General features: G+C 64.1%; 20 protein-coding genes and 1 riboswitch. Of the genes, 12 read left to right on the top strand and 8 right to left on the bottom strand.

Annotation, left to right across the window (positions count from 1 at the left end; all coding sequences use genetic code 11):
• Positions 1-382 precede the first annotated feature (382 nt).
• The 4 genes from FRZ40_RS01705 to FRZ40_RS01690 all read left to right on the top strand — a co-directional run bounded on the left by FRZ40_RS01705 (position 383) and on the right by FRZ40_RS01690 (position 3,055).
• A complete protein-coding gene (locus tag FRZ40_RS01705) occupies positions 383-1,585 on the top strand; it encodes an ammonium transporter (protein WP_147233100.1) in 1,203 nt (400 codons plus the stop codon).
• 144 nt (positions 1,586-1,729) lie between these two features.
• Positions 1,730-1,790: riboswitch (Fluoride riboswitch) on the top strand.
• A 75-nt stretch (positions 1,791-1,865) separates the two neighbouring features.
• The gene (gene crcB, locus FRZ40_RS01700; protein ID WP_028367055.1) at positions 1,866-2,246 is read left to right on the top strand and encodes a fluoride efflux transporter CrcB; all 381 of its coding nucleotides are present in this window, start codon (positions 1,866-1,868) and stop codon (positions 2,244-2,246) included.
• A 336-nt stretch (positions 2,247-2,582) separates the two neighbouring features.
• On the top strand, positions 2,583-2,774 hold the full coding sequence (locus tag FRZ40_RS01695; protein WP_231516124.1) for a hypothetical protein: 192 nt from the start codon (positions 2,583-2,585) through the stop codon (positions 2,772-2,774).
• 14 nt (positions 2,775-2,788) lie between these two features.
• Positions 2,789-3,055 (top strand): hypothetical protein, encoded by a 267-nt coding sequence (locus tag FRZ40_RS01690; protein WP_147233099.1) that lies wholly within the window; start codon positions 2,789-2,791, stop codon positions 3,053-3,055.
• A 62-nt stretch (positions 3,056-3,117) separates the two neighbouring features.
• On the opposite strand, the gene FRZ40_RS01685 is transcribed toward FRZ40_RS01690, so the two are convergent.
• The 3 genes from FRZ40_RS01685 to FRZ40_RS01675 form a co-directional block, all read right to left on the bottom strand.
• Positions 3,118-3,762, bottom strand: a complete 645-nt coding sequence (locus FRZ40_RS01685; protein ID WP_147233098.1) for a hypothetical protein — start codon at positions 3,760-3,762, stop codon at positions 3,118-3,120.
• 112 nt (positions 3,763-3,874) lie between these two features.
• Positions 3,875-4,750: a CHAD domain-containing protein gene (locus tag FRZ40_RS01680; protein WP_147233097.1), complete on the bottom strand. Its 876-nt coding sequence runs from the start codon at positions 4,748-4,750 to the stop codon at positions 3,875-3,877.
• A 134-nt stretch (positions 4,751-4,884) separates the two neighbouring features.
• Positions 4,885-5,739, bottom strand: a complete 855-nt coding sequence (locus tag FRZ40_RS01675; protein WP_147233096.1) for a hypothetical protein — start codon at positions 5,737-5,739, stop codon at positions 4,885-4,887.
• Positions 5,740-5,936: 197 nt separating this feature from the next.
• Here FRZ40_RS01675 and FRZ40_RS01670 point away from each other — a divergent pair, with 197 nt between their 5' ends.
• The 6 genes from FRZ40_RS01670 (at position 5,937) to FRZ40_RS43990 (ending at position 16,996) form a co-directional block, all read left to right on the top strand.
• Complete coding sequence (locus FRZ40_RS01670) at positions 5,937-6,404, top strand: PRC-barrel domain-containing protein (protein WP_147233095.1); 468 nt, start codon at positions 5,937-5,939, stop codon at positions 6,402-6,404.
• 662 nt (positions 6,405-7,066) lie between these two features.
• On the top strand, positions 7,067-7,903 hold the full coding sequence (locus FRZ40_RS01665) for an IclR family transcriptional regulator (RefSeq protein ID WP_028367060.1): 837 nt from the start codon (positions 7,067-7,069) through the stop codon (positions 7,901-7,903).
• Between the two features lie 483 nt (positions 7,904-8,386).
• Complete coding sequence (locus tag FRZ40_RS01660; RefSeq protein WP_028367061.1) at positions 8,387-9,793, top strand: MdtA/MuxA family multidrug efflux RND transporter periplasmic adaptor subunit; 1,407 nt, start codon at positions 8,387-8,389, stop codon at positions 9,791-9,793.
• Between the two features lie 15 nt (positions 9,794-9,808).
• Positions 9,809-12,958: an MdtB/MuxB family multidrug efflux RND transporter permease subunit gene (locus tag FRZ40_RS01655; RefSeq protein ID WP_147233094.1), complete on the top strand. Its 3,150-nt coding sequence runs from the start codon at positions 9,809-9,811 to the stop codon at positions 12,956-12,958.
• Positions 12,959-12,975: 17 nt separating this feature from the next.
• A complete protein-coding gene (locus FRZ40_RS01650; protein WP_147233093.1) occupies positions 12,976-16,281 on the top strand; it encodes an efflux RND transporter permease subunit in 3,306 nt (1,101 codons plus the stop codon).
• Positions 16,282-16,843: 562 nt separating this feature from the next.
• On the top strand, positions 16,844-16,996 hold the full coding sequence (locus FRZ40_RS43990; RefSeq protein WP_155995571.1) for a hypothetical protein: 153 nt from the start codon (positions 16,844-16,846) through the stop codon (positions 16,994-16,996).
• A 169-nt stretch (positions 16,997-17,165) separates the two neighbouring features.
• On the opposite strand, the gene FRZ40_RS01645 is transcribed toward FRZ40_RS43990, so the two are convergent.
• From FRZ40_RS01645 to FRZ40_RS01635, 3 genes are all read right to left on the bottom strand, one after another.
• Positions 17,166-17,630, bottom strand: a complete 465-nt coding sequence (locus FRZ40_RS01645; protein WP_147233092.1) for a hypothetical protein — start codon at positions 17,628-17,630, stop codon at positions 17,166-17,168.
• Between the two features lie 66 nt (positions 17,631-17,696).
• A complete protein-coding gene (locus FRZ40_RS01640; protein WP_028367065.1) occupies positions 17,697-18,254 on the bottom strand; it encodes a peroxiredoxin in 558 nt (185 codons plus the stop codon).
• 168 nt (positions 18,255-18,422) lie between these two features.
• Complete coding sequence (locus tag FRZ40_RS01635; protein WP_028367066.1) at positions 18,423-19,748, bottom strand: EAL and HDOD domain-containing protein; 1,326 nt, start codon at positions 19,746-19,748, stop codon at positions 18,423-18,425.
• Positions 19,749-20,069: 321 nt separating this feature from the next.
• Here FRZ40_RS01635 and FRZ40_RS01630 point away from each other — a divergent pair, with 321 nt between their 5' ends.
• Together FRZ40_RS01630 and FRZ40_RS01625 are read left to right on the top strand one after the other, a co-directional pair.
• Entirely contained in the window at positions 20,070-21,899 is a 1,830-nt protein-coding gene (locus FRZ40_RS01630) for a putative bifunctional diguanylate cyclase/phosphodiesterase (protein ID WP_147233091.1), read from the top strand.
• An 85-nt stretch (positions 21,900-21,984) separates the two neighbouring features.
• On the top strand, positions 21,985-23,442 hold the full coding sequence (locus FRZ40_RS01625) for an HDOD domain-containing protein (RefSeq protein WP_147233090.1): 1,458 nt from the start codon (positions 21,985-21,987) through the stop codon (positions 23,440-23,442).
• A gap of 104 nt (positions 23,443-23,546) precedes the next feature.
• Here FRZ40_RS01625 and FRZ40_RS01620 read toward each other — a convergent pair whose 3' ends face one another.
• Positions 23,547-24,902: an EAL and HDOD domain-containing protein gene (locus FRZ40_RS01620; protein ID WP_147233089.1), complete on the bottom strand. Its 1,356-nt coding sequence runs from the start codon at positions 24,900-24,902 to the stop codon at positions 23,547-23,549.
• Between the two features lie 312 nt (positions 24,903-25,214).
• Positions 25,215-26,006 carry an ABC transporter substrate-binding protein gene (locus FRZ40_RS01615; protein ID WP_147233088.1) on the bottom strand — a complete coding sequence of 264 codons (792 nt, stop codon included), beginning with the start codon at positions 26,004-26,006 and terminating at the stop codon, positions 25,215-25,217.
• Between the last annotated feature and the right edge of the window lie 40 nt (positions 26,007-26,046).

Genomic DNA, 26,046 nt, shown 5'->3' with positions numbered 1-26,046 from the left:
TGTCGGCGATTGCTGACAATGACAAAGACGGTTCCGGCGCGCGTCTCGCCAGTGTGGTGCGACCGGTGACGCGTCGCGCACCGTCTCGCGCCCGGGTCCGGCACGGCGGGAGCGGCGTTATGAATTCGTAGGAAAAGATTAAGCAAATCACAGGGATATGCCCGATTTTGGGATATATCGATGCCCCATCGCGGGACACATGCACATCATAGGTGCGTACGACGCAACGAGCGCCCTGCAGCCGAATGGGAGGAAATGCAATACGACGGTCGATGAACCCAATACAGTGCAGCGTCGCACCGCCATAACGCAGCTTCGCCTCCATTTGGCCCACTTCTTGCATTCGATGCCCGCTTTTCGCGCATCGCAGGATCCCACACGGATGGACAGTCTCAAAACCGGCACCGATACCCTCTTCCTTCTGCTCGGCGCAGCGATGGTGCTCGCGATGCATGCGGGCTTCGCGTTTCTCGAGCTGGGCACGGTGCGCAAGAAGAATCAGGTCAACGCGCTCGTGAAAATCCTGGTCGATTTTTCGGTATCGACCATCGCGTATTTCTTCATCGGCTACACGATCGCCTATGGCGTGCAGTTCTACGGCAACGCCGAGACGCTCGCCCAGCACAACGGCTATGCGCTCGTGCGCTTCTTCTTTCTGTTGACCTTCGCGGCCGCGATTCCCGCGATCGTCTCGGGCGGCATCGCGGAACGCTCGAAGTTCAACCCGCAGCTCTTCGCCACCTTCGTGCTGGTCGGCTTCATCTATCCGTTCTTCGAAGGCATCGCGTGGAACGAGCGCTTCGGCGTCCAGGCGTGGATTGCCCACGCGTTCGGCGCGCCGTTCCACGATTTCGCGGGTTCCGTCGTGGTGCACGCGTTCGGCGGCTGGGTCGCGCTGCCTGCCGTGATGCTGCTCGGCGCGCGCCACGGTCGCTATACGCGCGACGGACGCATCGCCGCGCATCCGCCGTCGAACATTCCGTTCCTCGCGCTCGGCGCGTGGGTGCTGGCCGTCGGCTGGTTCGGCTTCAACGTGATGAGCGCCCAGACGATCGACAAGATCAGCGGCCTCGTCGCCGTCAACTCGCTGATGGCGATGGTCGGCGGCACGCTGACTGCGTGGCTCGCGGGCCGCAACGACCCGGGCTTCACGTACAACGGCCCGCTCGCGGGACTCGTCGCCGTGTGCGCCGGTTCAGACGTGATGCATCCGCTCGGCGCGCTGATGACGGGAGCGGTAGCGGGCGTGCTGTTCGTCTATATGTTCACGATCGTGCAGAACCGCTGGCGCATCGACGACGTGCTTGGCGTGTGGCCGCTGCACGGCCTGTGCGGCGCGTGGGGCGGCATCGCCGCGGGCATTTTCGGCCAGCATGCGCTGGGCGGCCTGGGTGGCGTATCGTTCGCGGCGCAGCTTGTCGGCACGCTCGGCGGGGTCGTGTTCGCGACGCTCGGCGGCACGGTCGTCTATGGCGCGATCCGGATGACCGTCGGTCTGCGTATCGAGCAGGAAAACGAGTACAACGGCGCCGACCTGTCGATCCACAAGATCACCTCGACGCCGGAGCGCGAAACGGTCGGCTGAGGGCTGGCGGGGCTCGGCCCGGGCATCGCTGCAGGGTCGCGCCGCCTGGTGTAATCTCGCGTTTCGGGGCTCGGCGCACGTCCATCGCGTGCCAATGGCGAGCCGCCGGTTCCTCATACAATCGCGCGCGCCGGTGTTAGACTTGCGCGCGCCGGAGATGGCATTCTCCTAAACCGCCCTCGTGGCTGATGATGCCTGCTTCGCCCGGAAGCTGCGGACGTTGCAGTGTCACGCCTCGCCGCAGCCCGGTTCGTCGACGTTCGGCTTCCCAGGCTTGCTCATGTATCTGTCCATTCTTGCCGTCGGTATCGGCGGCGCACTCGGTTCGCTGTTCCGCTGGTTTCTCGGCCTGCGCCTCAATGCGCTATTCCCGGCGCTGCCGCTCGGCACGCTCGCGTCCAACGTGATCGCCGGCTACATCATCGGCGTGGCCGTCGCGTACTTCGGGCGCAATCCGCAGATCGCGCCCGAATGGCGCCTCTTCATCATCACGGGTCTGATGGGCGGCCTGTCGACGTTCTCCACTTTCTCCGCCGAAGTCGTCCAGCATCTGCAGCAAGGCCGGCTCAACTGGGCAGCGGGTGAAATCGCGATTCACGTGACTGCGTCCGTCATCGCGACGGTGCTCGGCATCGCAACGCTGGCGCTCGCCGCGCGCTGACGACGGCGGCGCGCAAGTGTCGTGCAATGTCGTCGCCAGCGCGTACGGCGCGCGACGGTGACTGACACCCGCCGTTCATCAAAAGATCATGGCGCAAGCCTGCCGCGCATCGTGCGTGGCTGTATCATCGACGTCATATGCGGCGGGCATCGTGACGGTCATCGTGCAAGCGCCGCTGCCGATTCACCAAATCGCCAATTTGCCGATTGCGTGCGATTGCGCGGCGCACACAGCGCCCGCATCGCGTGCATGCCATGCAAGCCAGCCGGGGATCTTTTGAAGTACAGATATCTTTCGCGTCGTTCGTGTTATCCGCTGCGGCGCAGTGCAGAGGAATTGTCGTTTGCGTTTTCGGAACTGCTCGCGCAACCGCTCAGCCGGCCCGAAGCGGCCGCGCGTTTCGAGCACCTGTGGAACGAAGTCAACGACGCCGCGCAGTCGTGCGTCGACAGCGATGCCGCCTTCTCGTACATCGCGCTGCTGCAAAGCATGGATCAGCGCTGGCGGTTCCTGAGATCGATGAACTAGCAGGCCAGACGACCGTGTCCTCCCATCCGCCCGTCGACCGGCAGCCCGCCCCGCAAGCTCGGGCGCCCCGCTCCGCCGACGAAATCGAAAAGGACTTTCTGGATCTGATGATGTCCGGCATTCCGGCCGACATTGCGCACGACAAGTTCGAGCGCCTGTGGGATGAAACGAACGCGCTTGCCGCATCGACGATGATGACCTCGCAAGCGCTTCCGTATATTGCGCTGCTCAAGCGCATGCACACGGCTTTCGACGAACGCTACCCGCGCCGCGCGGGATAAGCGTGCCGCAACGCAGGTGCAGTGGCAGCACGCACGGTCGCCGCCGCATTTCAATTGACGGCTTACGACTTGGCGGGACGTCCCGTCTTCACCGCTTCGAGTTCCTGTATGGCCGCGATCAACCGCTTGGCGGGCGAAACCGCGAGCAGGTTCAGCCCCGCGCGCAGCAGTTCGCTCTTCTTGACCGAGACGCCTGCGTCGAGGCAGCGCTGCTTGAGTTCGGCGATCTTCGCGTAGTCGGATTTCGGCATCGTGAAGCTGTCGCGCATGACCTTCTCCTTCTCCTTCTCCTTCTCTTTCTTCACGCGCGGCTTTTTCTCTTCGACGGCGGCGGGTGCCGCTGCGGCCTTGGTGGTCTTCGCCGCCTTCGCTTCCTTCGGCGGCTTGACGGCCTTGGCCGGTTTCGCGCTCGACGCCGGCGTGGCGCTGCTCGCAGGCTTGACCGCCTTTTCCGTCTTCACTGTGCGGGCACTCTTCTTCGCGGCGCTGGCCGCTTTCGCCGGCTTCGCTGCTTTCGTCGTCTTCGCCGCTGCGTTCGTCGTGTCGGGCGCGCTCGCCGTGGCTTCGGCGGCGGGTGCCGGCTTCTTCGCTTCGGCAGTGCGCGCTGTCTTCGCGGACGGTTTCTTCGCTTCGGCGGCGGGTTCCTTCGCACTCTTCGGGAAGTGGAAAGCCTTCTTGGTCGGTTCCTTGATTCGTGGCGTACTCATGTCGATCCCTCGTTAACGGTATAAACAGTATATACGGTTTCCATGAGGACAAATCCCGTCGCATGACACGGCAAGCGGCGCCTGATGTCCGCCATGCGAATACCGCGCGGCACTACGCCTTTTGCAGCAGACGAACTGCCTCGCACTGACGCTCCTTGCGGCGCCCTTTGAGAAACGCGAGCGCCTCGCGTGCTTCGTCCTCGCTCGCGAACAGGTTCATGTTGTCGCGCAACAGCGCAACGCTGGCGATCACGTCGTTGAGTTCGCCGAAGCACTGTTGCATGTTCTTAAGGCGCCTGAGCGTGCGCCCGTGCCCGGCGTCGGCGAGCACAGGACCAAAAAACTCGATCAGATAACGAACCCGCTTGCCCGACTTGCGCACGTCATGAAGCACTGCGTAGTCAGCGCGTTTTGCGCGCAACGCCTTGCGCATGCGCTTGCGCAGCGATTTCTCGGCGATCCGCACACGCTTCGCCGCGAACTTGCGCAACGCGTGCCGCTCGGGTGCCGTATTCAGTTCCTTCGATGTGCTTGCCAGCGCGTCGTGCAGCACGTTGCGGATGTCGGCGTTGATGAGGGTTTCGCGGCTCGTGGCAAGTGCGCGCTCGCGCGCTTCGCGCAGACTCGCGGGCACGTCGCGTACGTTAGCGCTTTCACCGCTTCCATCGCTCTTGCCTGCGAGCAATTCGAGCAGGATGTCCCAGTCGCGCGTCCGCCCGGCCGCGTCGGCGAGAAAGCGGTACAGCGCGCGCTGACGCGTGTTTTCGGCCTTGTCGAGCAGCGGCCGGTACGCCCACCACAGCGAGCGCAGACGCCGCAGCGCGACGCGCAGCTGATGGAGGGATTCGGGAGTAGCGTCGGCGTGGATGGATGCATTGTGCGCGAGCGCCTCGTCGACGAGCGGCGTCGCGAGCGCGGCGAACGTCGATTCCGCTTGCGCCTCGTCACCGAGTGCTGCGACGTCGTGCGGGCGATCGTCGGATTTCATGGGGCCTCGTATCGGGACTCGTCCAGGGACTCGTCTTTGGAGCGACTACAGGATGCCATGCGATGCATCGAGCGATGCACAGAACATAATACGCTTTCCAAATCCGACAAAAGCCGCGAATCCCGATTCTGCGCCTATTTGTCCTGCGGCAGCGTCGCCCTTGCAAACGTCGCCAGATCCATCACCAGACAGAAATCATCGCCCGCCGCCAGCACGCAGTCGCCCGGAAGCGTCGCCGCTTCGTAGCGCGGCGGCTTGCGGCGCAAGGCGATGACGCCCTGCACCCAGCGACGGAAAGCAGGCAGCGGCCATCCGCGCAGCGCAACGGCCGACGCGTGCACCTCCACGTTTTCTTCGAGCAGCCAGTCGCCGACGTAATTGCGCGCGCGCAACTGGAGTTGCAGGCTCTGCGAAATGTTCGCAGTATCGACGGGCTCGCCGCCTGCCGGGCGAAGGTCCGGCGCGAGATAGATGAAATAGTGCGGCGCGAGGACTTGCCCATTCATGACCTGCGCGTTCGCCGCGACGCCGGTCGCTTCGTCATCTGGACAAGCTTCGTGCAACGCGACTTCGTGCGCGTCGGGCGCGGTGTGCGCGCGCATCTCTGTCACCTTGACGCGTAGTGCTTGAAGTTTTTGCCGGCACGCATGGACCCACCGCTGCTCCGCCTCGTCGAGATCGAATTCGAGTGAGCCCACGTCGCTCAGATGCACCGCTTTCGCATCCGCGAGCGCGCGGCGCGCCTCGATGATCGCCTTCGGCGCGCTCAGCGAAAAGTAGCGCGACAACTCGCGGCCGACGTCGTCGTCATCGGTCCGGAATTCGAGCAGACACCAGCGCAACGACGGATCGAAAGCGAAGGCATCGCCGTGCGCGATGCGCATGCCGAGCGCACTCGTCGCATACAGATATTCAACCGTCTTGCGCGTCGCCGACACGGGCTGCTTCGACGCAGCGGAACCGGGTTCGCGGAGGTTCAGGGTATCCATGTTCACTCCCGGGAAGGGGGTTCGCATTGCCGTGCGCCGATCGCGACGGGCGCACGCTGTCTACCCTGCACAGCTAGAACTACGCCATCTATGTGAGGCCCGATGACGGATGGAAGCGGACACTCGCGGCGCGCGCCGCGCGTTCACGGGCACGCCGGATGCGCTACGCATCCCGTGGACTTCCAAAGGAGGAAATCATGACCACACTTGACCCGAAAATGAACCCGGCGCGCGCCGGTGCAGGGATCGTCGGCGGTGGCGTGGGCGAAGGTCCGGGGCCTGAAGTGATGGCCGCGGCCACGCTGGACGGCAACAAGGTTGTCTCGTCGGATGGCGAACATGTCGGCAAGATCTCGGACATCATGCTCGACGTGCGCAGTGGACGCATCGCGTACGCGGTGCTGTCGGAAGGCGGTTTCCTCGGCATGGGCAGCAATCTGCACGCAATCCCCTGGAGCGCGCTGACGCTCGATACCGACGAGAAGGTGTTCCGCGTCGATCTCACCGCGCAGCGGATCAAGGACGAGCCGGGCTTCGACAAGGATCACTGGCCTTCGATGGCCGACGAAACCTGGGGCACGCAGATGCACCAGTACTACAACCGCGATCCGTACTGGATGTCGAGCTCCGTCGACCCCCTCGCCGTGCGCGACCGGGACCTCTGATCGCGATCGCGGCGCACGCGCCCGCGTCGCGCCGCTGACCCGCCTCTTTTCGAGATCGTTGCAGGCGGCCGCCGGGATCCGGCGGCTGCCGCGCTTCTACTGGCAGGTGCGCGTAACATGCGGGCTTTGACGCCGGCAGATCCGTTTGCGCATCGTCATCTTCATATCTCCACCAAAGCTGCTGCCCGAACGAGGGCGCAGAGCGACGGGACGGACGAAAAAAAAGGCGCCACGTTACCGTGGCGCCTTCAAAAAGTTCTAGCCATTCCGAGGGCCGTGCTAGAACCTGAGAGACGGTGCTGAAATTGATACAGAAGATGGGCTTCCGAAAGCGCAAGCCTGAGTGTCGACCGTTTGGTCCGCTGCGGATGACGCGCGAGTGACGTTTTACGTGCCGCTGTGACTTGTCGCCTTTACCTGTCGTTTTTACCGGTAGTTACGGCGCGCTTTCGAAATATAGTTCCATTTTTTATGGTAATGCTGACTAAGTCAAGCAAAATTTAATCGCCGCCGACGGCCCGAAAATTACGTTCCTATACAATGAATCATCGTAGGAAAAAGGGACTTAGGCCTTGCTGAGAGAAGGTCCGAGGGCGCTTCAGACGGGTCCGTACCGCTGAGCGCGTTCCACAATATTGAAATAGCGTTTCACAAAAACCAAAATGAACCAGTCATCGACGCGCCCGTCCGCCAGCGATGCCGCGAAGGAAAAGGACGGCTCGGGCGACGAGGTCACCGCGCTCGCACGCGGCCTGACGGTGCTCCGCAGGATTGCGGCCGCCGACGCCCCGCTGTCCAACCGCGAGCTGACGGAACTGACAGGCATTCCGAAACCGACCGTCTCGCGGATCACCGCGACGCTCGTCAGCGCGGGCTTTCTGTTCCGTTTGCCGGACAGCGAGCGCTTCGTGCTGACGTCGTCGGTGCTGGAACTGAGCAACGGCTTTCTGCGCAACTTCGACATTCGCGCCCGCTCGCGTCCGTTTCTGATTGAACTGGCCGAACGCACGTCGCTATCCGTGCACCTGGCTGTGCGCGACCGGCTCGACATGGTAGTCATCGACGCCATCAAGCCGCGCTCCGCCGTGCTGGTGTCGCGCCTCGATGTCGGTTCGCGGATGGATCTGAGCCGCACGGCCGTCGGCCGCGCCTATCTGGCGGCGCTGGCCGAAAGCGACCGGCAGAATCTGCTGACGGGCCTGCAGGCCGCGACGGGCGACGACTGGGGCAACATCAGCGCGCGCCTCGACGCCGCGCTGCGTGAGACGACGGCACAGGGCTTCGCCATCGCGACGGGCGAGTGGCATGAAGGGCTGAACGCGATCGCAGCCGGTTTCATCGGGCCTTCGGGCGAGCGCTACGCGGTCAACTGCGGCGGCTCTGCGCTTCAATGCCCGCGCGACTGGCTGGTGTCGCGCGCGGCGCCCGCGCTGCTTGAGACCATCGACAGGATCGTCCACGAGATCGGCGGCACGCCCGGACGCCGGCTCGACGCTTGACCGGGCCTGCCGCCATGCGCGATCGCACCGTACGACGGGCGCGTAACGCGTCGCTGACGCACGCCTTTCTGGCCTGCGAATTTCTTGTAACGGTCGTAATCCGCCGAAAAATACGCCGCTGGACTGTAACTCGGCCCGGGACGTAGCATCATGCTTTCCCGCGCGCCCGGGGAAGCTGCCTTTGTCAGCGTTGCGCGCCGCCACTGCGTCGGCATCGGCGGCGCAACAGACAGCGGGACGCACAGCAGCGCGGGCATCAGCACGGCCAACAGGGAGGAGCCGTCAGGCATGCCGGCAACGCGTCTGCCGCCATCGCGGCCGCCGTCACGTCACGGTCATCTCGATGAGCGACGCATCCACTAGCATCGCGCAGGCATGCGCGAGCAACGGCATACGGCGCGCGGCGGATCACTGCCGCACGGGTATCGCGCGTTAGCTTCAAGCACGTTTGCTTCATTTCAAGCCAGCCACCTGATCGAACCGATGGACGAACAAAAAAAGCAGCCTGAATCATCACGCCACCCCGAATCCGCCAGCCCGCCGCCCGGGCGCGAACCGGGGCCCGGCGCCGTCAAGCGGCATCGCGGCCGCACGATCGCGTTGATCGTCGCCGTCGTGCTGATCGCGGGCATCGTGCTGGTGCGCTGGCATCCATGGAACAAGAGCACCGAGGGCGCGAACGCGGCCGCGGGTGCCAGCGGCGCGCACGCGGGACGCGCAGGCGGCCGCCGCGGCGGCGGCGCGGGTGGCGCGGATCAGCCGCAACCCGTGCACGTGGCCAGCGCGACGCAAGGCGAAATGCCCGTCGTGCTGAATGCGCTCGGCACCGTCACGCCGCTCGCGAACGTCACCGTGCGCACGCAGTTGTCGGGCGTGCTGCAAACGGTCGCGTTCCAGGAAGGCCAGATGGTCAAGCGAGGCGATCTGCTCGCACAAGTCGACCCGCGTCCATATCAGATCAGTCTTGAGAATGCGCAAGGCACGCTGGCGAAGGACCAGGCGCTTCTGCAAACCGCCCGTCTCGATCTGAAGCGCTATCAGACGCTGCTCTCGCAGGATTCGATCGCGAGCCAGCAGGTGGACACGCAGGCATCGCTCGTCAAGCAGTACGAAGGCCAGGTCAAGGCCGATCAGGCGAACATCGACACCTTCAAACTCGACCTCACCTACGCGCGCATCACGGCGCCCGTCTCGGGCCGTGTCGGTCTGCGCCAGGTCGACGCCGGCAACTACGTGACGCCGGGCGACACGAACGGCGTCGTCGTGATCACGCAGTTGCAGCCGATCAGCGTGATCTTTACGACCTCCGAAGACAACCTGCCCGCCATCCTCAAGCAGTTGCAAACCGGCCAGAAGATGTCGGTGACGGCGTACGACCGCAGCAATACGACCTCGCTCGAAGCGGGCTATCTGGAAACGCTCGACAACCAGATCGACACCACCACGGGCACGGTCAAGCTGCGCGCCACGTTCCAGAACAACGGCGGCCTGCTGTTCCCGAACCAGTTCGTCAACACGCGCCTGCTCGTGAACGTGGTGAAGAACGCGGTGATCGTGCCGACCTCGTCGGTGCTGAATGGCTCGATGGGTGCGTTCGTGTATGTCGTAAAGCCCGACAACACGGTGACGGTGCGCGCGGTGAAGGTCGGCCCCGTCGACGGCGAGCGCACCAGCATCGCGTCGGGGCTGCAGGTCGGCGAGCGCGTCGTGATCGACGGCTCAGACCGGCTCAAGGAAGGCGCGAAAATCACCATTCCCGCCGACCGTCCGCGCGGCGCGTCGGGTGCATCAGGTGCGCATGCGGCATCGGGGGCATCCGCCGCGGCTGCGGCATCGGGCGCGTCGGGTGCGCATCGTCGCAAGCACGCGTCGCAGACGTCGGCGGAATAAGGCACGGCTGACCGCATGAATCCATCCCGCGCCTTTATCCTGCGCCCGGTCGGCACCGCCCTTCTGATGGCGGCGATCATGCTGGTCGGGCTTGTCGCACTGCGTTTTCTGCCGCTCTCCGCGCTGCCCGAAGTCGACTATCCGACCATCCAGGTGCAGACGTTCTACCCGGGCGCGAGCCCCGACGTGATGACGTCGTCGGTGACGGCGCCGCTCGAGCGCCAGTTCGGGCAGATGCCTTCGCTGAACCAGATGTCGTCGCAAAGCTCGGCGGGCTCGTCGATCATCACGCTGCAGTTCAGCCTCGACCTGCCCCTCGACATCGCCGAGCAGGAAGTCCAGGCGGCTATCAACGCGGCGGGCAACCTGCTGCCGTCCGACCTGCCCGCACCGCCCATCTACGCAAAGGTCAATCCCGCCGACGCGCCCATCATCACGCTCGCGATCACGTCGAAAACGCTGCCGCTCACGCAGGTGCAGGACATCGCCGACACGCGTCTTGCGCAGAAAATCTCGCAGGTGGCGGGCGTCGGTCTCGTGAGCCTGTCGGGCGGCCAGCGTCCCGCCGTGCGCATCCAGGCCAATCCGCGCGCACTCGCGTCGTACGGACTGAACCTCGACGATCTGCGCACCACGATTTCGAACCTCAACGTCAACACGCCGAAGGGTAATTTCGACGGACCGTCGCGCGCGTACACGATCAACGCGAACGACCAGCTGACGGACGCCGACGCGTACAAGACGGCCGTGGTCGCCTACAAGAACGGCCGCCCCGTCATGCTGACGGACGTCGCGACCATCGTCGCCGGCGCGGAGAACACGAAGCTCGGAGCATGGGTCGACAGCACGCCCGCCATCATCCTGAACGTGCAGCGCCAGCCGGGCGCGAATGTGATCCAGGTGGTCGACAGCATCAAGAAACTGCTGCCCGCGCTGCAGCAGTCGCTGCCCGCCGCGCTCGACGTGCAGGTCGTCACCGACCGCACCACGACGATCCGCGCGTCGGTGCGCGACGTGCAGTTCGAACTGCTGATGTCGGTCGTGCTCGTCGTGCTGGTGATGTATCTGTTCCTCGCGAACCTCTACGCGACCATCATTCCGAGCCTGTCCGTGCCGCTGTCGCTGATAGGCACGCTCGCCGTGATGTACCTGTGCGGCTTCTCGCTCGACAACCTCTCGTTGATGGCGCTCACCATCGCCACCGGCTTCGTGGTCGACGACGCGATCGTGATGATCGAGAACATCGCGCGCTACGTCGAGGAAGGCGATACGCCGCTCGAAGCAGCACTGAAGGGCTCGAAGCAGATCGGCTTCACCATCATCTCGCTGACGGTCTCGCTGATCGCCGTGCTGATCCCGCTGCTCTTCATGGGCGACGTGGTCGGGCGCCTGTTCCACGAGTTCGCGATCACGCTCGCGGTGACGATCGTGATCTCGGCCGTGGTATCGCTGACGCTCGTGCCGATGATGTGCGCGAAGCTCCTGCGCCACACGCCGCCGAAGGAAAGCCACCGCTTCGAGGCGCGCGCGCACGCGGCCATCGACTGGGTGATCGCGCGCTACGCGGTCGCGCTCGAATGGGTGCTGAACCGTCAGCGCTCGACGCTCGTCGTCGCCCTGCTCACGCTCGTGCTGACGGGCGTGCTGTACGTGTTCATTCCGAAGGGCTTCTTCCCCGTGCAGGACACGGGCGTGATCCAGGCGATCACGCAGGCGCCGCAGTCGGTCTCGTATGCATCGATGGCCGAGCGCCAGCAGCAGCTCGCGGCCGAAATCCTGAAGAATCCGAATGTCGAGAGCCTCACGTCGTTCATCGGCGTGGACGGCAGCAACATCACGCTGAACAGCGGACGCATGCTGATCAACCTGAAGCCGCGCGACGACCGCGACGCGACGGCGAGCCAGGTGATCCGCCAACTGCAGCGCGACACCTCGCACGTTCCTGGCGCGACGCTCTACATGCAGCCGGTGCAGGATCTGACCATCGACTCGACGGTGAGTCCGACGCAGTATCAGTTCATGCTGACCGATCCGAACATCGACGAATTCTCGACGTGGGTGCCGAAGCTGGTTGAGCGCCTGCAGCAGTCGCCCGAAATCGTCGACGTCGCAACCGATCTGCAGAACAACGGCCAGTCGGTCTATGTCGAAATCGACCGGGCGTCGGCGGCCCGCTACGGCATCACGCCCGCCACCGTCGACAATGCGCTCTACGACGCGTTCGGCCAGCGCATCATCTCGACGATCTTCACGCAATCGAACCAGTACCGCGTGATTCTCGAAGCGCAGCCGCAGATGCAGCACTACACCGAGTCGTTGAACTCGATCTATCTGCCCTCTTCGACGTCGTCGGGCGGCCAGGTGCCGCTCAACTCGATCGCGAGCTTTCACGAGAGGCCCGCGCCGCTGCTCGTCACGCATCTGAGCCAGTTCCCGGCCACGACGGTGTCGTTCAACCTCGCGCCGGGCGCCTCGCTGGGCGAAGCCGTGAAGGCCATCGAGCAGGCGGAAAAGGACATCAACCTGCCCGCCTCGTTCCAGACGCGCTTTCAGGGCGCGGCGCTGGCGTTCCAGGCATCGCTGTCGAACGAGCTGTTCCTGATCCTCGCCGCCATCGTGACGATGTACATCGTGCTCGGCGTGCTGTACGAGAGCTTCGTGCATCCCATCACGATCCTCTCGACGCTGCCCTCGGCGGGCGTCGGCGCACTGCTTGCGCTGCTGGTGACGGGCCACGATCTCGACATCATCGGCATCATCGGCATCGTGCTGCTCATCGGCATCGTGAAGAAGAACGCGATCATGATGATCGACTTCGCGCTCGAAGCGGAGCGGGAGCACGGCAAGCCGCCGCGCGAAGCGATCTATCAGGCGTGCCTGCTGCGCTTCCGGCCCATTCTGATGACGACGCTGGCGGCCCTGCTCGGCGCGCTGCCGCTGATGCTCGGCACGGGTGCCGGCTCGGAGCTGCGCCGGCCGCTTGGTATTGCGATCGCGGGCGGCCTGATCGTGAGCCAGCTGCTGACGCTGTTCACGACGCCCGTGATCTATCTCGGCTTCGATTCGATTGCGCGGCGCCTGCGCGCGCGCTTTCATCGTGACGAACACGGCGATGGCTCGGGCAGCGGACCGACGCGGCCGCCCGTCACGGACACCGACGTCTGAGTGAAGAGGCCGAAACGATGAACCTGTCGCGCCCCTTCATTCAGCGCCCGGTCGCCACGACGCTGCTCGCCATCGGCATTGCGCTGTCGGGCCTCTTTGCCTTCGCGCGACTGCCCGTCGCACCGCTGCCGCAGGTCGACTTCCCGACCATCTCGATCCAGGCAAGCCTGCCGGGCGCGAGCCCGGAGACGGTCGCGACCAGCGTGGCCAGTCCGCTCGAACGGCATCTCGGCACGATTGCCGACGTCACGGAGATGACCTCGTCGAGTTCCGTCGGCTCGGCGCGCATCACGATGCAGTTCGGCCTGAACCGCAACATCGACGGCGCCGCGCGCGACGTGCAGGCGGCCATCAACGCGGCGCGCGCCGACCTGCCCGCGAGCCTGCGCTCGAACCCGACGTACCACAAGGTCAATCCCGCCGACGCGCCGATCCTGATTCTCGCACTCACGTCGAAGACGATGACGGCGGGCCAGCTGTACGACTCGGCGGCGACCGTGCTGCAGCAGTCGCTGTCGCAGGTGGACGGCGTCGGCGAAGTCGACGTGAGCGGCTCGGCAAATCCTGCCGTGCGCGTCGAACTGGAACCGCAAGCCCTCTTCCACTACGGCATCGGCCTCGAGGACGTGCGCGCGGCGCTGGCGTCGGCGAATGCGAATAGCCCGAAGGGTTCGATCGAATTCGGCCCGAACCGCGTCCAGCTCTATACGAACGACCAGGCGAAGAAAGCGTCGCAATACAAGGATCTCGTGATCGCGTATCGCGACGGCGCCGCCGTGCATCTGTCCGATGTCTCGGAGGTGGTCGATTCCGTCGAAGACCTGCGCAACCTCGGCCTGATGAACAACCAGCGCTCGGTGCTCGTGATCCTGTACCGGCAGCCGGGCGCGAACATCATCGAGACGATCGACCGCGTCAAGGCGATGATTCCGCAGCTGAAGGCGTCGCTGCCCGCCGCCGTCGAAGTCACGCCGACGGCCGACCGTTCGACCACGATCCGCGCGTCGCTGAAGGACACGCAATACACGCTGATGATCGCCGTCGCGCTGGTCGTGATGGTCGTGTTCCTGTTCCTGCGCAACTGGCGCGCGACGCTGATTCCGAGCGTCGCCGTGCCGATTTCGATCATCGGCACGTTCGCGGCGATGTACCTGCTCGGGTTTTCGATCGACAACCTGTCGCTGATGGCGCTTACCATCGCAACGGGCTTCGTGGTCGACGACGCGATCGTCGTGCTGGAGAACATCGAGCGGCACATCGAGAGCGGCATGCCGCGCATGAAGGCCGCCTTCGTCGGCGCGCGCGAAGTCGGCTTCACGGTGATGTCGATCAGCATTTCGCTCGTCGCCGTGTTCCTGCCCATTCTGCTGATGGGCGGAATCGTCGGACGGCTGTTCCGCGAGTTCGCGCTGACGCTGTCGCTGGCGATCGGCGTGTCGCTGATCGTGTCGCTGACGCTCACGCCGATGATGTGCTCGCGCCTCCTGTTCGAGCCGCACGAAAAGAAGGAAGAAGGCCGTTTCGCGCGTGCGCTCGAGCGCGGCTTCAACGGGATGCAGCGCGGCTATGCGCGCACGCTCGGCTGGTCGCTGCGCCATCCGTTGCTGATCCTGATGGTGCTGCTGCTCACCATCGCGCTGAACGTCTGGCTGTACATCATCGTGCCGAAGGGGTTTTTCCCGCAGCAGGACACGGGGCGCCTCGTCGGCGGCATTCAGGCCGATCAGTCGACGTCGTTCCAGGCGATGAAAGTGAAGTTCTCCGAGATGATGAAGATCGTCCAGGCGAACCCTGCCGTCGACAGCGTGGTCGGCTTCACGGGCGGCCGGCAGACCAATTCGGGCTTCATGTTCGTGTCGCTCAAACCCAAGTCCGAGCGCAAGATTTCCGCCGATCAGGTGATCCAGCAGTTGCGCGGGCCGCTGTCCGACGTCGCGGGCGCGCGCACGTTCCTGCAGGCGGTACAGGACATCCGCGTCGGCGGCCGGCAGTCGAATGCACAGTATCAGTTCACGCTGCTCTCCGACACCACGTCCGACCTGTACAAATGGACGCCGAAGCTGACGGAAGCGCTGCAAAAGCGCCGCGAACTCGCCGACGTGAATTCGGACCAGCAGCAAGGCGGACTCGAAGCGATGGTGACGATCGACCGCGCGACGGCTGCGCGTCTGAACATCAATCCCGCGCAGATCGACAACACGTTGTACGACGCGTTCGGTCAACGGCAGGTGTCGACGATCTACAACCCGCTGAACCAGTATCACGTCGTGATGGAAGTCGCGCCGAAGTACTGGCAGAGCCCGGACATTCTCAGCCAGGTCTGGATCAGCACGTCGGGCGGCAGCGCGAGCGGCGCGCAATCGACCAATGCGACGGCGGGCACGGTCACGTCGGCAGCTACGTCGAAGGCGACGACGGGCGGCACGGCGGGCACGACGGCGTCGAGCGCGGCTGCCATCGCATCGGACGCCGCGCGCAATCTGGCGAACAACTCGATTGCGGCGAGCGGCAAGTCGAGCGCATCGACGGGCGCGGCCGTGTCGACGTCGAAGGAAACGATGATTCCCCTGTCCGCGATCGCGAGCTTCGGGCCGGGCACGACGCCGCTGGCGGTGAATCACCAGAGCCAGTTCGTGGCATCGACGATCTCGTTCAACCTGCCGCCGGGCAAGTCGCTATCGGACGCGACGCAGATCATCTACCAGACGATGGCCGAGATCGGCATGCCGGGGACGATCCACGGCAGCTTCCAGGGCACGGCGCAGGCGTTCCAGCAATCGATGTCCGACCAGCCGATCCTGATTCTCGCGGCGCTGGCGGCCGTGTACATCGTGCTGGGCATCCTGTATGAGAGCTACATCCATCCTTTGACGATTCTGTCGACGCTGCCATCGGCGGGGGTCGGCGCGCTGCTGGCGCTGCTGCTCTTCAATACGGAGTTCAGCATCATTGCGTTGATCGCGGTGATTCTGCTGATTGGCATCGTGAAGAAGAACGCGATCATGATGGTGGATTTCGCTATTGACGCTTCGCGGCAGGGTTTGTCGTCGCGTGATGCGATCGAGCAGGCTTGTCTGCTGCGGTTTCGGCCGATCATGATGACGACTTGCGCCGCGTTGCTTGGGGCTTTGCCGCTGGCGTTCGGGCGCGGTGAAGGGGCTGAGCTTCGAGCTCCGCTCGGGCTCGCTATTGTGGGTGGGCTGATTGTGAGCCAGATGCTTACTCTCTATACCACTCCTGTGGTTTATCTTTATATGGATCGGCTTCGGGTTAGATGGGAGGCCCGGCGCGGGCGGCGCGGGCGGCCCGCTGATGTCGCTTGATTTTGTCTGCGACGCAGTCGCCATTCTGGTTTTGGTTTGTCTGCGACGCAGTCGCTGGTTTTGGTTTTTTGCTGCGCTGGCATCCGGGAATTCGTGGCGGGCATCCGCGAGTTCGTGGCTGGCATCCGCGAATTCGTATCGGTGCTTCATGCGTTGCCCCTGTGCGGGGCGGCACCTACTTTTCTTTGCAGCGGCAAAGAAAAGTAGGCAAAAGAAAGCCGCTCACACCGCCAATCCTTCTTCCTGCCTGCGGGCCCCCAACGGGTCCCGCACTCCACGCGGCAGCACACTGTCTTACGTGCGTTGCCAGCGTACTAACGTACGCCTCACCCGCTTCACCTTCCCGCGTCACGTTTCGCTTTACCAGAAAGTCCACCGCCGCCCAGGTGGCAAACGGTGTGTAGGCCGTCGCGATCGAAGTGCACCACTCCGGACTGAAAAGCGGGATCGGTGTCGTAAGAGCGCCAACGCGTAAGGTGCGACAAGCTACACACCGTTTGCCACCTGGGCGGCGTAGACGGTTCGCTGCCGCTGGCTGCGCTACGGGTGACTGGAGTGGGTGATGAGCCTGTTCAAGGCGCTGGCAACATGCGTGGAAAAGTGCGATGCCGACTGGAGTGCGGGACCCGTTGGGGGCCCGCAGGCAGGAAGAAGGATTGGCGGTGTGAGCGGCTTTCTTTTGCCTACTTTTCTTTGCCGCTGCAAAGAAAAGTAGGTGCCGCCCCGCACAGGGGCAACGCCTGAAGTACCGATACGAAAACGCGGATGCCAGCACAGCAAAAAAACAAACTGAAGCACAGATACGAAAACGCGGATGCCAGCGCAGCAAAAAGCAAAGAATGGCGACTGCGTCGAAGACAAAATCAACTACATCAACACCAACATCAAAGCTTCTGCCCCATGGCCAGAACAAAAATTCTGACCCATTGCCGAGCCTCGCGCTCGGACCTCACGGGCACACGCCACTCAGGATGAGCAGCATCTTTAACCTCGAGTTTGACCTGCCAGCGCTCACCATCCCGTACAGGCTGCGCGCCGCGTAAATCGGCAAAAATATACGAGCCCCGCAAACCGGCGACCCGCACGTCACACAGCCGCTTGCCGGCCGACAACCTGACATCGCCCCACTCGCCCCTGAGTTCATGAGTCCAGTCGCCGTCGCGGATATTGGCAGCGACTTCCTTGCGACGCCGCCACCACCACGCCAGCGCCGCCAGCACCAGCGCGGCAAACAGAATCGCCACGCCCACGGCGACGCCGAAACCAAAATGCGCAGAGAGCGCGTGAAACGCCTGCACGCAGCCGTATATCAAGGCAATCAGGGCAAATAGCGCGACGACGATAGGCATGGCACGTATCCGCAATGTCGCTACATCGGATGGAACCGCAAAGAAAAGCGCGGCAGCGAGTCACCCCTACTTATGCGTAGCCGCCCACTCCTTGAGCGCCTGCATCGTGTTTTCGACGTGCTTGTCGGGCGAAAGGCTCGTGTACTCGTAAATGATCTTGCCGTCAGGCGCGATCACATACGACACGCGGTTCGCCATCGACGCATACATCGGCAGCCCCGCGTCGTACGCGTTAATGACCTTCGAATCGGGATCGGCGGCAACCGGGAATTTGCTGCGGCACTCGCTGACGGAGAACTTCGTCAGCGTGTCGATGTTGTCGTGAGACACGCCGATCACGGTCGCACCATACTTCTTGTACTCATCGACGGCTTCCGCGAATTCGTGCGCCTCGATCGTGCAGCCCTTCGTGAAAGCAGCCGGATAGAAGTACAGGACGACGGGCCCCTTCTTCAACGCATCGGCGAGCGCATACGTATAGGTCTTGCCGCCCAGCGATGCCTGCGTCGTGAAGTTGGGCGCGTTGTCGCCCGGCTTGAGCGTCGCCGAAGCCGTCAGCGCATGCAGCGACAAACCCGCGCACAGCACAGCCGCCAGCGCAAACGGCACAATCTTTTGCTTCATGTCGAGTCCTCGAATCGTGAGCGCACGATCACCGTGCGAGGCCTTCGCGATGCCATCCGTACGGAAGCGGCTTCGCGACCCTGATCTGCCGCCTGATATTGGATCACGTTTGACGATTACGCGTCGGCGCGCGGCGCAAAGCCGGACCGAACGCGCGGCAATCGCAACTCAATCCCCGAGATGCGCGCCGAACCACGCGGCCGCCGACAGATTCAGCTCGGCGAGCACGATGGGCGTAAGCGCGGCGAACTCTTCGAGCGACTGCGCGCTCGCGATCGCCGCGGCATCCTGCGCCTCGCCCGCCGCTTCCGCGATGCTAAGCAGCGCACCCATAGGCCCCGCACGCTCGACGATCGCATCGCGAATCAGCGGCGACAGATCGAGAGGATCGAGCGTCGCGCCGGGCGTCGAATCGACCAGCACATGCACGAGCGAGAACACGCCCGTCAGGAACGCGGCATCCGCGAAAGCCTCGTCGTTCGGATGGATCCAGCGCGCAGCCAGTTCCATGAAGCGGGCGCGCGTGCCAGCCAGCTGCACGAGGGGATCGGAGCGCCACGGCAGTTCGCCGCCGCCCGCGTAGAGCAGCAACTGCGCCCAGCGCGCGATCTGCCGCGTGCCCGTCGCGATGATCGCCTCGCGCAGCGACGCGATATTGCGCCCCAGGCCGAACGCGCTCGAATTGACGAGGCGCAACAACTGCATCACCACATTCGGATTGCGCTTCAGCTCGGCTTCGAGTTCGACGATCCCCGCATCGCGTGCGAGCAGCGCCAGCAGGCGCAGCAGCGAGGTGCGCGACGAGCGCGTGCGGCGCGAGGACAACACCTGCGGCCGCGCGAAGAAGTAACCCTGAAACAGGTCGAAGCCCAGCTCGCGGGCGAGCGTGAAGTCTTCGCGCGTCTCGACCTTTTCGGCGATCAGCGTCTTGCCGTGTTTGAGCAACGCCTGCGTGAGGCTCGGCAGCAGCTTGCGGTCCGTCTCGAGGAAGTCGACCTTGACGATATCCGCGAACGGCAGCGCGGCCAGCAGATTCGGTGACAGCTCGCAGACATCGTCGAGCGCGACGCGAAACCCTGCGCGGCGCAGTTCGTCGATGCGCGCGATGAGCCGCTCGTCGAATTCGACCGTCTCGAGAATTTCGAGCACGAAGCGCTCGGGCTCCATCAGATGCACGATGTCGTCGAACAGCAGATCGCGGCCGATGTTCACGAAGCCGCGGTGCGTGCCCAGCACGGACGGCACGCCGATGCTGCCGATCGTGCGCACCACCACCTGCGCCGTGGCTTGCGCATCGTCGGACACTTCCGCGTAATTCTCCGCGCCGGCGCGAAACAGCAGTTCGTAGGCATGCAATGCGCCATCGCGGTCGAGGATCGGCTGACGCCCGACATAGACGAACTGCGCCGAGGAGATCGCTTCGTCGTCCTCGCCTGCTTGCGCAAACGTTTGAAGGCGGCCGGCTTCGTCAGTCTCTTGATACGGATCAGGCATTTTTCACAGCTGCTTGAATTCGGAAAACGGCTTGCATGCGGGGCTCGCACGCCATGCCTTACCTGGCGGACCCGTCTCGCCAGATAACGGAGCGCCCTGGCCGCCACTTTAGCGGAATCCCTCCGCCCATGTACAGGCGGCGGGCGGGTTTCAGTTCCTTACCATATGTTATGGCGCCTTTTATGTCCAATCGCTAAAGATTCTGCCGAAAACGTCGATAACCCGTTCTGATGGACGGCCTCGCGCCTGCCCCGATCGGTCCGCCGGCGGGCACGGCAGCGACGTCCAGCCTCAAGACGAACCGGGTAGTCAGCGATACACATGGAAGCGACCAGGATCACCCCAGCCCGCCGGGGCTTGCTGCGCACGGCGATCGACCGATTCCGCGCGGTCCGTCAGCCCGCGCGCGCGACGGTTGCGCCAGGCACGCCCACCGTCTCGCAAGGGCTCGAACAGGCCGCAGGCGCCGTCGACTTCCTCGCGCACGTCGCGCGCAATCTCACCTTTCTGTATGTTTCCGAGGCGAGCCTGCGCTTCATCGGCTATCACCGCGAATATCTGCAAACGGTCACGCTGCATGAACTCGTCGCGTCCGGCGACGTCGCGCGGCTCGATGCCGCGCTGCGCCGCGCCGATGAAAGCGGTGTCGTCGAAAAGGTCACGCTGGACCTGATCAAGTCGCTGACCTATCCCGTGCCCGTCGAGCTGCGCATCGCGCGCAACTGCCACGACGGCATCGAAGGCTATTCGATTGCGGGCTTCGACGTGTCGAGCTGGCGCGCCACGGAAGCGAGCCTCAAGCATCAGCTGCATACCGACAGTCTGACGGGCCTCTCGAACGTGCCCGCGCTCGTCGAGGAAATGCGCAACGCACAGCAGAAAGCGGATGCGACGGGCAAGTCGGCCGCCCTGCTGCTGCTCGATATCGACGACTACCAGCGCGTGAACCGCGCGCTCGGCTACGATGCCGGCGACGAAATGCTGCGCGACACGGCGCGCCGTCTGTCCAACATGACGACGCAAGCCGAAATGATCGCGCGCATCTCCAGCGACGAATTCGCGATTCTGCTGCCGCCCGTGCACGCGCGCGCCGATGCCGCGCTGGCCGCCGAAGCGCTCGCCAGGCGTCTCTTGACGGCCATCCAGCAGCCGTACACGTTCAACCGGCAACCGGTGCACCTGTCTGCGAGCGTCGGCATCGCGCTCTATCCCGACACGCAGCACGCGGGCGAGTCGTCCGACGGCGCGTCGCGCGACAGCCAGCTGCTGCGCTGGGCCGATCATGCGCTGTCGCGTGCGAAGGCCGCGGGCGGCAACACCCTCGCGTTCTATGTGCCCGACGACAGCCTCGCCGACGCCGAACGCCTGAAGCTCGAATCGGATCTGTACGACGGCGTGCGCAACGGCGAGTTCTCGCTGCACTTCCAGCCGATTACGAGCAGCCAGACGCGCGGCGTGGTCGGCGTCGAGGCGCTGATCCGCTGGCAGCATCCCGTGCACGGACTCGTGCCGCCGTCGATGTTCATTCCCCTCGCCGAATCCGTCGGCCTCATCAACTACCTGGGGAACTGGGTGCTGAAGGCCGCGTGCATGCAGCTGATCCGCTGGGACACGCAAGGCATCCGGCTGCAATATGTCGCCGTCAACGTGTCGCCGCAGCAGTTCCGCGATCCGCGCTTCAAGGAAAGCGTGCGCGAAGCGATTGCGCTGACGGGCATCGATCCGCACCGGCTCGTGTTCGAAATCACGGAAAGCCTGCTGATGCACGACCCGCAGCACGCGACCACGCTGCTCGAAGAACTGACGGGACTCGGTATCCGCTTCGCCGTCGACGATTTCGGCACCGGCTATTCGAGTCTTGCGTATCTGCAACGTTTTCCGCTTGCCAAACTGAAAATCGACCGGAGTTTTGTCGAGAATCTGCTAACCTCGCGCAACGATCAGGCGATCGTCAGCGCGGTGGTGGGCCTTGCGCAGACGCTCGACCTCGAACTCGTCGCCGAAGGCGTCGAGACGGAAGAACAACGCGACCTGCTGACCGAGATGGGTTGCGACCACATTCAGGGCTGGCTCGTCTGCAAGGCACTGCCATCGGAAGAACTCGCGCAGCGTTTCGCATCGCGTGCGCTTCACGTGCATGGCGAAGCGTGACGGACATGACGCGTAACGACACTGTGCACCGGCTACGTCACGACGTGCCACTCACTGGAAACTGTATGCCTCTTGCGGGACTTACATGCTAAAGGCTGCGCTGCTTGACCGGCTCTGGGCTCGCATGAACGAGCGCGGCGATTTTCCGATGCTGCAGCAGTCGCTCCGCACGACGATGGCCGCGATGAGTAACGACGATCTCGATTTCAGCGGGATCGTGCAGATTGTGCTCTCCGACTTCGCGCTGACCCAGAAGGTGTTGCGTCTCGCGAATTCGGCAATGTACATGGCGTTCGGCGGCAACATCACCACCGTCTCGCGCGCGCTGATGGTGCTCGGCATGGACGCCGTCGGACATCTCGTCGTCGGCCTGAAGATCGTCGATCACTTTCATCACAGCGCCCCGCGCCGTATCGACGCGAAGCTCGAACTCAACCGCACCATGCTGTCGGGCTGCGTCGCGCGCAAGCTCACCGAGCGCGGCGATCTGCGTCAGGGCGAAGAGGCTGTCGTCTGCACGCTGATGCGGCAGATCGGCAAGCTGCTCGTCGTGTTCTATCTCGACGCCGAATGGGATCAGATTCGCCGTCAGGTCGACACGGGCATGGGCGAGAGCGAAGCGTGCGAGAGCGTGCTCGGCGTGACGTTCGAGGAAATCGGCCTCGAAGCGGCGTCGCGCTGGCGTCTGCCCGAACTGATCCGCGTTGGCATGACCGAGTTCGATCCGCTGCAGGACGACGAACCGCGTCAGGTGCAATGGCTGCGCGCAATCACGAACTACTCGACGGAAGTCGCGAACGTGCTGACGCAGCCGCATCTGCCCGAGTCGCAGCGCGACGTGCGCATCGCGGAACTCGCGCAGCGCTACAGCCGCACGCTCAACACCGATCCCGACGTGCTCGTCGACATGAGCCTGACGCTCGCCGAAGAAGAAACCCGCGACGGCGTGATGCGCGAGATCTTCGAACTGCGCGCCAACGCCGATGCGATCGCGCGCGAGTCGGTCGATCCCGAATCGTGCATCCGCGCGGGCGTCCGCGAACTGCAGGCTTTGCCGAGCGACAGCGGACTCGCGCCCGCGCTCGCGATGGCGTCGGAAACGGTGCTCGCGGGACTACAGTTCGAGCGCACGGTCGTGTTCGTGCGGCATGGCAGCGGCATCTTCAAGGCGTCGATGGGATTCGGCGCAAAGATCGACGCGGCGCTGCCCAAGCTGAGTTTCGCGACGGCCTTCGAGCCCGACGTGTTTCATCTCGCGATTGCGAACTCGGTCGGCATCTTCATCGAGAACGCACGCGATCCGAAGATGCACGCGCGCCTGCCGGGCTGGTATCGCCGTGCATTCGACGGCGTGCATTCGTTCGTGCTGCTGCCCGTGGTGCTCGAGAACAAGTCGACGATCGCCCTGCTCTATGGCGACTGGGCACATCATGATTTGCCACGCCGTATTTCGCAGCGGGAAATGGCCGCGCTCAACGAGCTGGCGCGCGAATTGGGCAGGTTCTTCGCTTTCGCGCCCGTGAGCGAAGTGGAAACACTTTAAGGCTGGGCACGCCGCTCAGTTTTCAGTTTTCTTATCGCGGCGCTCTTCCATCGACATGCGCGGCTCATGCCGTCGAGCCGCGCATCATCTTGCTTCAAGCTGCCTCAGTCTTCGATCCGCTCCAGCCCGGTCGCCTCCGCATTGCGATCGGCGATGCCCGCCCACGCGGCAGCAACGAGACCCATCTGCGCGATATCGCTCACCTGCAGACCTTCGAGCTTCGCGCACGCGCTTTCGATCTCCGCCCACGCCCCGCGCTCCAGCGCCTCGATCAGCGTGAGCAATGTGCCGAGCGCGCCTTCGCGCAACAGGATGGCGTCGCGGATCGGCTTGGACAGCGCAAGCACGTTGAGCGTGTGTTCGAGCGAGCCGCCGAACACCGAATCGACGAACGAGAACACGCCCGTGAGAAAGGCCGCGTCGGTTTCGTCGCGACCGGCTTCGGGCAGGCGTTCCACGGCCAGTTCCATGAAGCGCGCGCGCGTCGCGGCGAGTTGCAGCAGCGGATCGTCTTCGAGCGCGACCTTGCGGCCGTCCGCGTATAGCAGCAGTTGCGTCCAGCGCGCGATGCGGTTCGTGCCCGTCGCGTTGATCGCTTCGCGCAGGGTCGTGACCTTGCGGCCCATCGCAAGCCCGCTTGAATTGGCGAGGCGCATGAGGTGCATCACCAGCACCGGGTTCAGCTTGAGTTCGGCTTCGAGCTGGGCGACGGTGGGCTCGCCGCCAAGCAGTTGCAGCAGATTCAGCAACGCGTGACGCGGCGCGCTGACCTTGCGGGCGGCCGCGCCCTGGGGATGCGCGAAGTAATAGCCCTGAAAGCGGTCGAAGCCGAGATTGAGCGCCTGCTCGTACATCTCCTGGGACTCGACGCCCATCGCCACCAGCAGCTTGCCCGCCGACTTCAGCACGCTCGCGAATTTGGGCAGCATGGACTGCGGGATGCGGTTCACGTCGATCTTCACGGCGTCCACATAGGGCAGCAGGCGCGCGAAGGTGTCGTCGGCTTGCGCGACGTTGTCGATCACGAAGCGATAGCGGCGGCCGTGCAACTCGACGAGGCGCGCGATCAACGTGTCATCGGCAACGATGTCGGGCGGCAGCTGGAACATGAAGCGCTCGGCGGGCAGGCTGCGGACGGCTTCGTCGAACAACAGTTCGCGCGTGACGGGCAGGTAGCCGGGATGATTGGCGAGCGCCGCGCGCACGTCATGCTGCAACACTGTCTTGATGAAGATTTCAGCGGCGCTCGGACCGGCCTTCGGCTGTTCGCTTTCCGCGTCTTCTGCAGCTTCGGCGGGTTCAGCGGCTGGAGGTTGATATAGCTTGAGTTCGAACGCGCACAGCATGTTGTCGCGGTTCAGGATGGGCTGACGGGCAAACGAAACGTTTGCGCGCGCGTCCTGCATGATTCCCGGAACGCCTTCTGCCTGGCGTTCTTCAGCGACTGCGGTGGTGGTCATTCCCGGTCCCCTGTCGACCCGGATTCGCGCTTCAGCGCCGAACCGGACCCGTGCAAGTAGTTGTGGCGAAGCGTTGCGCTTCGTGCTCTCGTCTGTTCGGTATTGTTCTGGCGGCGACTCTGTCCGACATGTCGAGCCGTCTTTCCCCGTGCGCCGATTTTAGCGCACGCAGACTTGCGTAGGGGCACGGCGAAGCGAAAAAAGACTATAAAACAAGGGCAAAAAACACGACCGGCCGCGCAAGGCGGCCGGCTTGTGATGCCTGTTTTCGTGCGGCACCTGCGCGATGTTCCGCGCCGGATGCCGCGTGCATTACTTGAGCACGACCTTCACGTCGAAGTACTTCGCGGCGAGCCGGTCGATCGTGCCGTCTGCCTTCAGTTCCTTGAGCGCCTGGTTGACGGCGTCTTTGAGCTGGGCGTCGCCCTTGCGCAGACCGAACCCGACGCCGGAGCCGAGCAGCTTTTCATCGGAGACGGCCGGGCCCGCAAATTCGAAGCCCGCGCCTTGCGGCTTCTTGAGGAAGCCCTTCGATGCCGCTTCCGCGTCCTGGAACGATGCATCGAGGCGGCCCGCGACGAGGTCTGCGTAGACCTGGTCCTGCGTCTGATACGGGATCACGTCGACGCCGTTGGGTGCCCACTTCGCCTTCGCGTAGGTTTCCTGGATCGTGCCTTGCAGCACGCCGACGTGCTTGCCCTTGAGCGAAGCGGGGGTCGGCTGCAGGCCGCTGCCCTTCTTCGCGATCATCTGGTTGGGGATTACATAGATGGGATCGGTGAAGTCGATGACAGCGCGGCGCTGGTCGGTGATCGACATATCCGAGTTGATCGCGCTGAACTTGCGGGCCTGGAGCGCGGGGATGAGGCCGTCGAACGAATTCTCGACCCACACGCACCTGGTCTTGAGCCTGGCGCAGACAGCGTTGCCGATGTCGATGTCGAAGCCTTGCAGGTCGCCGGCGGGCGACTTCGATTCGAACGGAGCGTAGGACGCTTCGACGCCGAAGCGTATTTCCTTGATCTCGGCTGCCATTGCTTGCGTTGTCAGGGCTGCGCTCACCAGTGCTGCGAGCGTGACTGTCTTTTGCCAACTCATTTTCATTAAAGCGTTCCTCTAGAAGTACAGGAGGCGATCTGTTTCG

It is taken from the genome of Paraburkholderia azotifigens (assembly GCF_007995085.1).
Lineage (GTDB): Bacteria > Pseudomonadota > Gammaproteobacteria > Burkholderiales > Burkholderiaceae > Paraburkholderia > Paraburkholderia azotifigens.
Note: the sequence above shows the minus strand (reverse complement) of the source record. Positions and strands in the feature narration are given on the sequence as shown.

Coding starts and splice junctions, on each gene's coding strand:
- crcB (WP_028367055.1), top strand. CDS start 1,866: ATGTATCTGTCCATTCTTGCCGTCGGTATCGGCGGCGCACTCGGTTCG.
- FRZ40_RS01635 (WP_028367066.1), bottom strand. CDS start 19,748: ATGCCTGATCCGTATCAAGAGACTGACGAAGCCGGCCGCCTTCAAACG.
- FRZ40_RS01685 (WP_147233098.1), bottom strand. CDS start 3,762: ATGAGTACGCCACGAATCAAGGAACCGACCAAGAAGGCTTTCCACTTC.
- FRZ40_RS43990 (WP_155995571.1), top strand. CDS start 16,844: ATGAGCCTGTTCAAGGCGCTGGCAACATGCGTGGAAAAGTGCGATGCC.
- FRZ40_RS01670 (WP_147233095.1), top strand. CDS start 5,937: ATGACCACACTTGACCCGAAAATGAACCCGGCGCGCGCCGGTGCAGGG.
- FRZ40_RS01620 (WP_147233089.1), bottom strand. CDS start 24,902: ATGACCACCACCGCAGTCGCTGAAGAACGCCAGGCAGAAGGCGTTCCG.
- FRZ40_RS01680 (WP_147233097.1), bottom strand. CDS start 4,750: ATGAAATCCGACGATCGCCCGCACGACGTCGCAGCACTCGGTGACGAG.
- FRZ40_RS01630 (WP_147233091.1), top strand. CDS start 20,070: ATGGAAGCGACCAGGATCACCCCAGCCCGCCGGGGCTTGCTGCGCACG.
- FRZ40_RS01655 (WP_147233094.1), top strand. CDS start 9,809: ATGAATCCATCCCGCGCCTTTATCCTGCGCCCGGTCGGCACCGCCCTT.
- FRZ40_RS01660 (WP_028367061.1), top strand. CDS start 8,387: ATGGACGAACAAAAAAAGCAGCCTGAATCATCACGCCACCCCGAATCC.
- FRZ40_RS01665 (WP_028367060.1), top strand. CDS start 7,067: ATGAACCAGTCATCGACGCGCCCGTCCGCCAGCGATGCCGCGAAGGAA.
- FRZ40_RS01615 (WP_147233088.1), bottom strand. CDS start 26,006: ATGAAAATGAGTTGGCAAAAGACAGTCACGCTCGCAGCACTGGTGAGC.
- FRZ40_RS01625 (WP_147233090.1), top strand. CDS start 21,985: ATGCTAAAGGCTGCGCTGCTTGACCGGCTCTGGGCTCGCATGAACGAG.
- FRZ40_RS01640 (WP_028367065.1), bottom strand. CDS start 18,254: ATGAAGCAAAAGATTGTGCCGTTTGCGCTGGCGGCTGTGCTGTGCGCG.
- FRZ40_RS01675 (WP_147233096.1), bottom strand. CDS start 5,739: ATGGATACCCTGAACCTCCGCGAACCCGGTTCCGCTGCGTCGAAGCAG.
- FRZ40_RS01650 (WP_147233093.1), top strand. CDS start 12,976: ATGAACCTGTCGCGCCCCTTCATTCAGCGCCCGGTCGCCACGACGCTG.
- FRZ40_RS01705 (WP_147233100.1), top strand. CDS start 383: ATGGACAGTCTCAAAACCGGCACCGATACCCTCTTCCTTCTGCTCGGC.
- FRZ40_RS01645 (WP_147233092.1), bottom strand. CDS start 17,630: ATGCCTATCGTCGTCGCGCTATTTGCCCTGATTGCCTTGATATACGGC.